The organism is Orenia metallireducens (assembly GCF_001693735.1).
Lineage (GTDB): Bacteria > Bacillota > Halanaerobiia > Halobacteroidales > Halobacteroidaceae > Orenia > Orenia metallireducens.
The window spans coordinates 19,303-27,160 of record NZ_LWDV01000005.1 but is presented as its reverse complement, the minus strand read 5'-3'; the positions used below and the strand labels follow the sequence as shown (position 1 = coordinate 27,160).

6 protein-coding genes are annotated in these 7,858 nt (G+C 32.9%); all 6 read right to left on the bottom strand.

Annotated elements, in window-relative coordinates; genetic code table 11:
- Positions 1–601: 601 nt before the first annotated feature.
- The 6 genes from U472_RS00740 to mnmG (U472_RS00715) all read right to left on the bottom strand — a co-directional run bounded on the left by U472_RS00740 (position 602) and on the right by mnmG (U472_RS00715) (position 7,784).
- Positions 602–1,741, bottom strand: coding sequence for a beta-ketoacyl-ACP synthase III (locus tag U472_RS00740; protein WP_068714517.1), 1,140 nt, complete (start codon positions 1,739–1,741; stop codon positions 602–604).
- 125 nt (positions 1,742–1,866) lie between these two features.
- Complete coding sequence (locus U472_RS00735; RefSeq protein WP_068714515.1) at positions 1,867–2,460, bottom strand: TetR/AcrR family transcriptional regulator; 594 nt, start codon at positions 2,458–2,460, stop codon at positions 1,867–1,869.
- Positions 2,461–2,772: 312 nt separating this feature from the next.
- Positions 2,773–3,150 carry a hypothetical protein gene (locus U472_RS00730; RefSeq protein WP_245684706.1) on the bottom strand — a complete coding sequence of 126 codons (378 nt, stop codon included), beginning with the start codon at positions 3,148–3,150 and terminating at the stop codon, positions 2,773–2,775.
- A 166-nt stretch (positions 3,151–3,316) separates the two neighbouring features.
- A complete protein-coding gene (gene rsmG, locus U472_RS00725) occupies positions 3,317–4,033 on the bottom strand; it encodes a 16S rRNA (guanine(527)-N(7))-methyltransferase RsmG (protein ID WP_068714513.1) in 717 nt (238 codons plus the stop codon).
- On the bottom strand, positions 4,033–5,916 hold the full coding sequence (mnmG, locus tag U472_RS00720) for a tRNA uridine-5-carboxymethylaminomethyl(34) synthesis enzyme MnmG (RefSeq protein ID WP_068714511.1): 1,884 nt from the start codon (positions 5,914–5,916) through the stop codon (positions 4,033–4,035). Before mnmG (U472_RS00720) ends, rsmG begins: the two co-directional genes overlap by 1 nt.
- Positions 5,913–7,784 (bottom strand): tRNA uridine-5-carboxymethylaminomethyl(34) synthesis enzyme MnmG, encoded by a 1,872-nt coding sequence (gene mnmG / locus U472_RS00715; RefSeq protein ID WP_068714509.1) that lies wholly within the window; start codon positions 7,782–7,784, stop codon positions 5,913–5,915. The genes mnmG (U472_RS00720) and mnmG (U472_RS00715) overlap by 4 nt, the downstream gene beginning before the upstream one ends.
- Positions 7,785–7,858 lie beyond the last annotated feature (74 nt).

Sequence of the window (7,858 nt, the reverse complement as noted above, 5' to 3'; positions counted from 1 at the left end):
AGTTTGAGACTAGTTCAATTTAATATTGCAATTTAGGATCAATATAAATCCAATGATTCCTTCTAACCTTTTTGTTTAATTGATTCAGTCATTTTATTGATTAAATAATTTTTAATCTTTTTCCTTTTATAGGGCTTAATGATATTTCATTAATAGTAATCCTCTCTCTAATATCTTTAGACCATCTTTCTAAATGCTTTAGATTATTTTCTTTATATATATCAGTATTTTTCATTATTTCTATATCTAAACTTTATTACCTTGGTATTGGCTTATAAATTTTAGATATAGGTAGTTTTATATTAATTCATAAAATTCTTTACCTATTTTATTACACCCTTTCGTCTAGAAAATCCTTTAGTTTTATATTCAAAATGTGGTAAACCCCTAATAATGGACTTTTTTATGTCCATTATTAGGGGTTTACTTCACTTACTTCTAACTTTTATTTATAGAAGAATCCATCTACCTATAAATTAAAACTATTCACAATAAATTTGTCACTGCATTAAAATTACAAAAATACACAACTAGCTTACAAACATAATTTCAGCCCATTTATATTGTACAAGAAGATATGTAAAGTTATATTTTCTAATCCTTAAACTACTTCTAATAACATAAATCCAGTTGAAAATCTTCCACTTTCAGGCACAAAACATAAAAGTTTTTCACCCCTTTGAAGTTTTCCGGAGTTAAGTAGTTCTTCTATAATAATATAAATAGAAGCAGAGCCTGTATTACCTTTATAAGAAAGATTTGTAAACCATTTTTCTTTAGAAATAATAAAATCTATTTCTTCTAAACCTTTATATAATTTATCCCTAAAATATTCTGATGAGTAATGAGGTAAGAAGTAATCAATATCTTCAACTTTTAAATTTCTCCTTTCAATAATCTCAGATAACGGTTTAGTAATAGTATATTCAACAATATTTTCATTTAACAATTTAGCATTTTGTGCTACTGCGAACATATTTTGATTAAATATTTCCTCTTTATCAAATTGCTTCCAGCTCATAAATTTATTATTCTCTATTTTACCACCTTGGTACATACAAACCGGCATCTCTCCAGCATAAGAAATTGTATCTATCCATTCTATCTTTAATGAAATTCCATCTTTATTAGGAGTATCTTGTAATAAAGCTGCTCCTGCCCCATCAGATAACATGAAACGTAAGAAATCCTTTTCAAAAGCTACCCTTCCGTTCTTTTCTAGTTCATCTACTTTTTCCCTAGATAAAGCTTCATAATGGTTAGCCATAAACATAGGTGAAACCACTTCAGAACCTGTTGCAACTATATTATTATTACACTCTGATTTAATAGCCATATATCCATATTTTAATGAAATAAGACCACTTAAACAGATTCCAGCTGTAGCTATCCCCTCTGTATTTAAAGCTAATTCCCCTAAAGTCATTACAGTATGATTAGGTGCTAGCTGATCTGGAGAACTTGTTCCACAAGCCAAACACTCTATATCTTCTAAACTAAGATTATCGTCTACTAATCCCCTAACAGCCATTGCAGTCAGTTCTGCATTGTTATATTTTATCTCTTTAGATTCTTTATCAATTACATAATATCTCTTTTTAATACCATTATTTCTTAATGTAATCCTTCTTGCTCTAGAAGCCTGATCATTTACCTTTCCTAAAACATCTTCCATCTCTTTATTAGTTACTGGTTCATTTGGAAGAAATACTGAAATCTTATTGATATAAACATCATTCATCAATTCCACTCTCCTTTAAATTTTATAATACTTCAATCTACAACATGGATCTATTATAAATCAAAATATAGCTTCCCTTTACTACTTACAACATTAACCAAAACTAATATAAGTAATTTAACCTACTAAGCAACTTTAATAGATTCCCAGAAGAACTCTAAATGCTGCTCTGCCATTCTAGATAAGTCCTCTCTATTTGCGTCTTCAAAACCTAATAAAAGACATTCTATTCTAAGTAAAAGTAATGGACCAATCAATTCACGACTTAGTACAAAAGGGTCTTTTTTCTGAATTAATCCAGCCTCGATCATTTTTTGGAAGATATTTACTATAACACCTTGGTTTTCTTCAATAAATTTATTTTTAATCTGCTCTTTTATTAACCCTAAATTATGCTCTTTTAGCATAATTTGAAGAAATTTCTGCGCTCTTTCATCATTTAACTCTCTAATTACTTCTTTTACACATACCCTTAAGAATTCATAGGGTTGATTAATCTTCTCACCTAATAATCTTTCAATCTCCTCTTTAACAGCAGTTGGTCCTAGAAGAGAGAATAAATTATTTAATAGATCCTCTTTTCCTTCAAAATATTCTAAAATCACCTCCTCACTTACTTCTGCATTCTCTGAAATTTCATTAATCGAGGTACCATTGAAACCTTGTTTTGAGAACAAATCCAAGGATGTTTCTAAAATGCGTCTTCTTAATTCATCCATCTTTGCATTACCCCTTTCTTAAATTATTTCTTGAATTTATACTACATTTATAATTATAACATTTATTTACTTTTTTTCAATATCTTTTTAATATCTGGTATTAAAGGTAATATAAATAATAACCTATCAATAATTCCATATTAAATCTTATATTTTAATATTATACAATTTTAAAATTATATTGGAAAAATAGATATAAAAGATTTACACGTAATTTATAATTAGTTCTTAATTATAAATTGTCCAAAAAAAACCCCTAATATGGGGATTACAATCTCCATATTAGGGGTTTTCTTTATAATTAGGTAGTCTTTATTTAGTAACCTTAAATTTACTAATAGCAAGAAGTTGATTATCAACATAAAAATAAATAGAGTATTCACCAAATAAGCTAGGTACTATAAACTGACTTTTATTCTTATTAATAAAGCTAATATAATCTCTAACTACATAATCAGAAAAACTACTTAAATTCAAGTAATTAATTAATCTATCCTTAGGGTCAAACCACTTAATTGAAATATTATGCTCCTTATCATCAGGGATCCACTCAATATAATATTGGACTCCTTTGTGCTTACTTAGACTAAATTCATCCCTATATGTAACTGGAAAACCTTCTTTATTCAACCCTTCAGTTGTCAATAAAGTATTAATCCTTATCTGAGCAAGAACTGGTACTGAATTCATTATTAGGACTAATACCATTATAAAAAATTTAATTAGAGCATCTTTTATAAAACTCTTACAACTAATTTGAGAAACAATATATCTAAACAATAAAATCACCCTTTCGGAAGATATAGCTATATCTATTTTCTCCAAAAGGGCTACTTTTATAAATAGTTCTTAATTATTATAAAGGACTCTTCTTTGGCTTTCCTGCTCTTCTTGGGTAGTTATTAGGTGTTGCTACTACCTTATCGATAATAACCAGATTCCTCTCTGCATCTGTATAAGGCAGATCTATTGCTATTACATCAACAATAATTCCTCCCAAAATTTCGATAGCATTTGAACCCTCTATTACCTCTTCTTTTACATTAGTACCTCTCTGAGCAACAAAAGAGCCTCCAACCTTAACAAAAGGAAGAGTATACTCAGATAATACATCCAATGAAGCTACTGCTCTAGCTAAAGCATAATCATATTGCTCCCGATAATTTTTATCTTGTCCAAAATCCTCTGCTCGACCATGAATACACTCTACATCTTCTAATCCTAATTCAGATACCACATGCTCTAAAAAGCTAATTCTTTTCTTTAAAGAATCTAGTAGAGTAACCTGTAAATTAGGATAAATAATCTTTAAAGGAACCCCTGGAAACCCTGCTCCTGTCCCTACATCAATAATCTTCTGATTCTCTTGTATATCCATACCTCTTACACAAGAGATTGAATCTAAAAAATGTTTAATTACAATCTCTTCTGGTTCTTCTAGACCAGTTAAATTCATCTTCTGATTCCATTCATTTAAGATATTCATATAATCAATGAATTGTTCAACTTGTTTTTCTGTTAAATCAATCTCAAACTGCTTTGCACCTTCTACTAACTTCTCCTTATAATTCACTAATCTCTCCCCTTACTTCTTTCTAGTTGTTCTAAATAGATAGTAAGTACTGAAATATCAGCTGGTGATACTCCAGAAATTCTGCCTGCTTGACCTAAAGATATAGGTCTAATCTCATTTAACTTCTCCTTAGCTTCTAATCTTAAGCTCTTTACTTGATTATAATCTATATCCTCAGGTAATCTCTTATTCTCTAATTCCTGTTGCTTTTGAATCTGCTCTTGCTGCTTTTTAATATATCCTTCATACTTCAGCTGAATCTCTACCTCTTCTCTGACTGAATAAGGTAATTTAGGTCGCTCTTTATCCAACTCTGCTAAAGCTTTATAACTTAATTCTGGACGTTTAATCAATTTAGCTAAAGTAACCTTATTATTAATTTCCGTACTTCCTAACTTAAGCAAATACTCCTGTACACCTTCATCTGTTGGATAAATCTCAGTATTCTCTAATCGCTCTATCTCTTGTTTGATTGCTTCTTTTTTATCTAAAAATCTCTGATATCTATCTTCAGATATCAAACCTATCTCATATCCTAAAGGTGTTAACCTTAAATCAGCATTATCTTGGCGTAATACTAAGCGGTACTCAGCTCGAGAAGTCAACATCCGATAAGGTTCATGGGTACCTTTGGTTACTAAATCATCAATTAATACTCCAATATAGGCCTCTGACCGCTTTAAGATGAAAGGTTCTTTCCCTTGAATAGATAAAGCAGCATTGATTCCAGCCATCAATCCTTGTCCACCAGCTTCCTCATAACCACTAGTTCCGTTAAGTTGTCCGGCGGTATAAAGATTCTTAATCATCTTAGTCTCTAAGGTTGGCTTTAAATTAGTTGGGTCAATACAGTCATACTCAATAGCATATGCTGGACGAATAATCTCTGCCTTCTCAAAACCAGGTAAGGTCCTTAACATTTCTACCTGGACATCAACAGGTAAGCTAGTAGAAAAACCAGATAAGTACATTTCATAAATATACTCCCCTTCAGGCTCTACAAACAATTTATGGCGGTCTTTATGCTGGAACCTATAGACCTTTGTTTCAATAGACGGACAGTAACGCGGACCCTCTCCACTAATATCACCATTGAACATCGGAGACCGGTCAATATTATCTAAAATAACCTTATGAGTCTTTTCATTGGTATGGACAATCCAACAATCTTGTCGTTGAAGATTATTCTCGATATTATCATTCTCAAAGGAGAAAGCAATCTTATCTTCACACTCAGGTTGTAATTCTAATTTACTAAAATCTATCGTCCTTTTATCAACCCTTGGTGGAGTTCCAGTCTTAAATCTAAATAACTTAAATCCAATCTCCTTTAGATTATCAGATAAAGCATTTGATGGGAATTGATTGTGAGGACCAGAGCTATATCTAGTATCTCCAATAATAATCTCACCTTTTAAGAAAGTTCCTGTAGTTAAAATAACCTTCTTGGCTTTAAAGACTATTCCTGTCTTAATCTTAACACCAGTAACAGTATTATCTTCAATTATCAACTCTTCTACCATAGCTTGGCGTACATCTAAATTCTCCTGCTCCTCTAAGACCTTCTTCATCTCAATATGATACATCTTCTTATCAGCTTGAGCTCGCAAAGCATGGACAGCAGGACCTTTACCTGTATTAAGCATTCTAATTTGAATACAGGTCTTATCAATATTCTTGGCCATCTCACCACCTAAAGCATCAATCTCACGGACAATATGACTTTTAGCTGGTCCACCAATAGCTGGATTACAAGGCATTAAGGCGATATTATCTAAATCAACGGTCAATGCTAAGGTTTTAACTCCCATTCTTGCAGCTGCTAAAGCTGCTTCACAACCAGCATGTCCTGTTCCAACTACAATCACATCATATTCTTTCATTCTTCTCCTCCTCTCTGCATCTCTTCTAAATAAATCATTAATACTGAAATATCAGCAGGAGACACACCAGAAATCCTTGAAGCCTGTCCAATTGATATCGGTCTAATATTATCTAACTTCTCTCTAGCTTCTTTTCTTAGATTAGTCAGTTGATGATAGTCAATATCTTGAGGAATCTTCTTCTCTTCCATATATTTAAACTTATCAACTTGCTTTAACTGTCTGCTGATATAACCTCGATATTTAGTCTCAATCTCTAACTGCTCTCCTACCTCTTCATCTACCTCTGGAGCTTCTGGACTGAACCTCTTTAAATCCTTATAACTAACTTCTGGTCTCTCAAGAATAGTAGCTAAACTAACAGCTTTCTTCAAACCACCACTACCTAATTCCTCTAAGAGCTCACGAACCTCTTTAGTTGGAGTAACAGTTATTTCATTTAATTTAGCTAAGTTCTCTTTAATTGCTCTTCTCTTAGCTTCAACCTTATTATAATTCTCTTCACTGATTAATCCAAGTTTATATCCAATTGGTGTTAACCTTAAATCTGCATTATCCTGGCGTAAAATCAAACGGTACTCTGCTCTAGATGTCAACATTCGATAAGGTTCATTGGTCCCTTTAGTGACCAAATCATCAATCAATACACCTATATAAGAGTCAGAACGTTTTAGAATCAATGGTTCTTCACCTTTTAGATTCAGCACAGCATTAATCCCTGCCATTAACCCCTGGGCAGCAGCTTCTTCGTAGCCACTAGTACCATTAAGCTGACCTGCTGTATACAATCCAGCTATAACCTTATTCTCCATCGTTGGCTTTAGCTGATATGGTGGAATATATTCATACTCTACTGCATATCCTGGTCGCATAATCTCAGCATTCTCTAATCCTGGAACACTCCGGACAACCTTTAGTTGAATCTCTTCTGGCATACTTGTAGTTAAGCCATTGAGATATAATTCATTTGTATATAAACCTTCTGGCTCAACAAAGACCTGATGAGTCAACTTATCAGGAAACCTCATAATCTTACGATCTATTGATGGACAATAACGAGGTCCACTCCCTTCAACAATTCCTGTAGACAAAGGGGAATGTTCAATGTTCTCTACCATCACCTCTCTAGTCTTCTCCCCAGTATAAGTTAACCAGCAAGGACGAGTCTCTCTCCCTTCGTATTCTCTAAAGAAGGAGAATTTAAGTGGCTCTTCAGAGCTTGGATGTAAAGTCATCTTCTTAGGCTCTATAGTACTCTTATCTATTCTAGGTGGAGTTGCTGTCTGAAACCTCTCCAAGTTAATCCCTACTTCTTTTAAGCTTTTAGCTAAATCAATAGCAGCAAACTCTCCTTGCCTTCCCCCTGTATACTTAACATCCCCAATAATAACTCTTCCATCAAGAGAAGTCCCCGTAGTTAAAATCACTTTCTTGGCGGCATAGGTTACTCCAGTAATCGTCTTTACACCTTTAACTATATTATCCTCTATCACTAAATCTGTGACTATAGTCTGCTTTAAATCTAGATTCTCCTGCTCTTGTAAGACTTTAGTCATTTCATACTGATATTTATGTTTATCAGCCTGAGCTCTTAAAGCATGAACAGCAGGACCCTTAGATGTATTAAGCATCCTAATATTGATATAAGACTTGTCTATATTCTTAGCCATCTCTCCACCAAGAGCATCTATCTCACGAACAATATGCCCTTTAGCAGGTCCACCTATTGATGGATTACAAGGCATTAATGCAATATGATCTGCATTTAATGTCAAAATTAATGTCTTGACCCCCATCCTTGCAGCAGCTAAGGCTGCCTCACAACCAGCATGTCCTGCACCAACTACTATAATATCATAGTCTGTCATCACTATTCCTCCTCTATAACAAGATACTTATCACTATTATTTTCCTAAAAACCCCCTTCGGGTCTTGTAAGACC

Bases quoted from the DNA above. Each gene is read 5' to 3' on its own strand.
- U472_RS00740 (WP_068714517.1), bottom strand. From the start codon at position 1,741: ATGAATGATGTTTATATCAATAAGATTTCAGTATTTCTTCCAAATGAA.
- U472_RS00735 (WP_068714515.1), bottom strand. From the start codon at position 2,460: ATGGATGAATTAAGAAGACGCATTTTAGAAACATCCTTGGATTTGTTC.
- U472_RS00730 (WP_245684706.1), bottom strand. From the start codon at position 3,150: ATGAATTCAGTACCAGTTCTTGCTCAGATAAGGATTAATACTTTATTG.
- mnmG (WP_068714509.1), bottom strand. From the start codon at position 7,784: ATGACAGACTATGATATTATAGTAGTTGGTGCAGGACATGCTGGTTGT.
- mnmG (WP_068714511.1), bottom strand. From the start codon at position 5,916: ATGAAAGAATATGATGTGATTGTAGTTGGAACAGGACATGCTGGTTGT.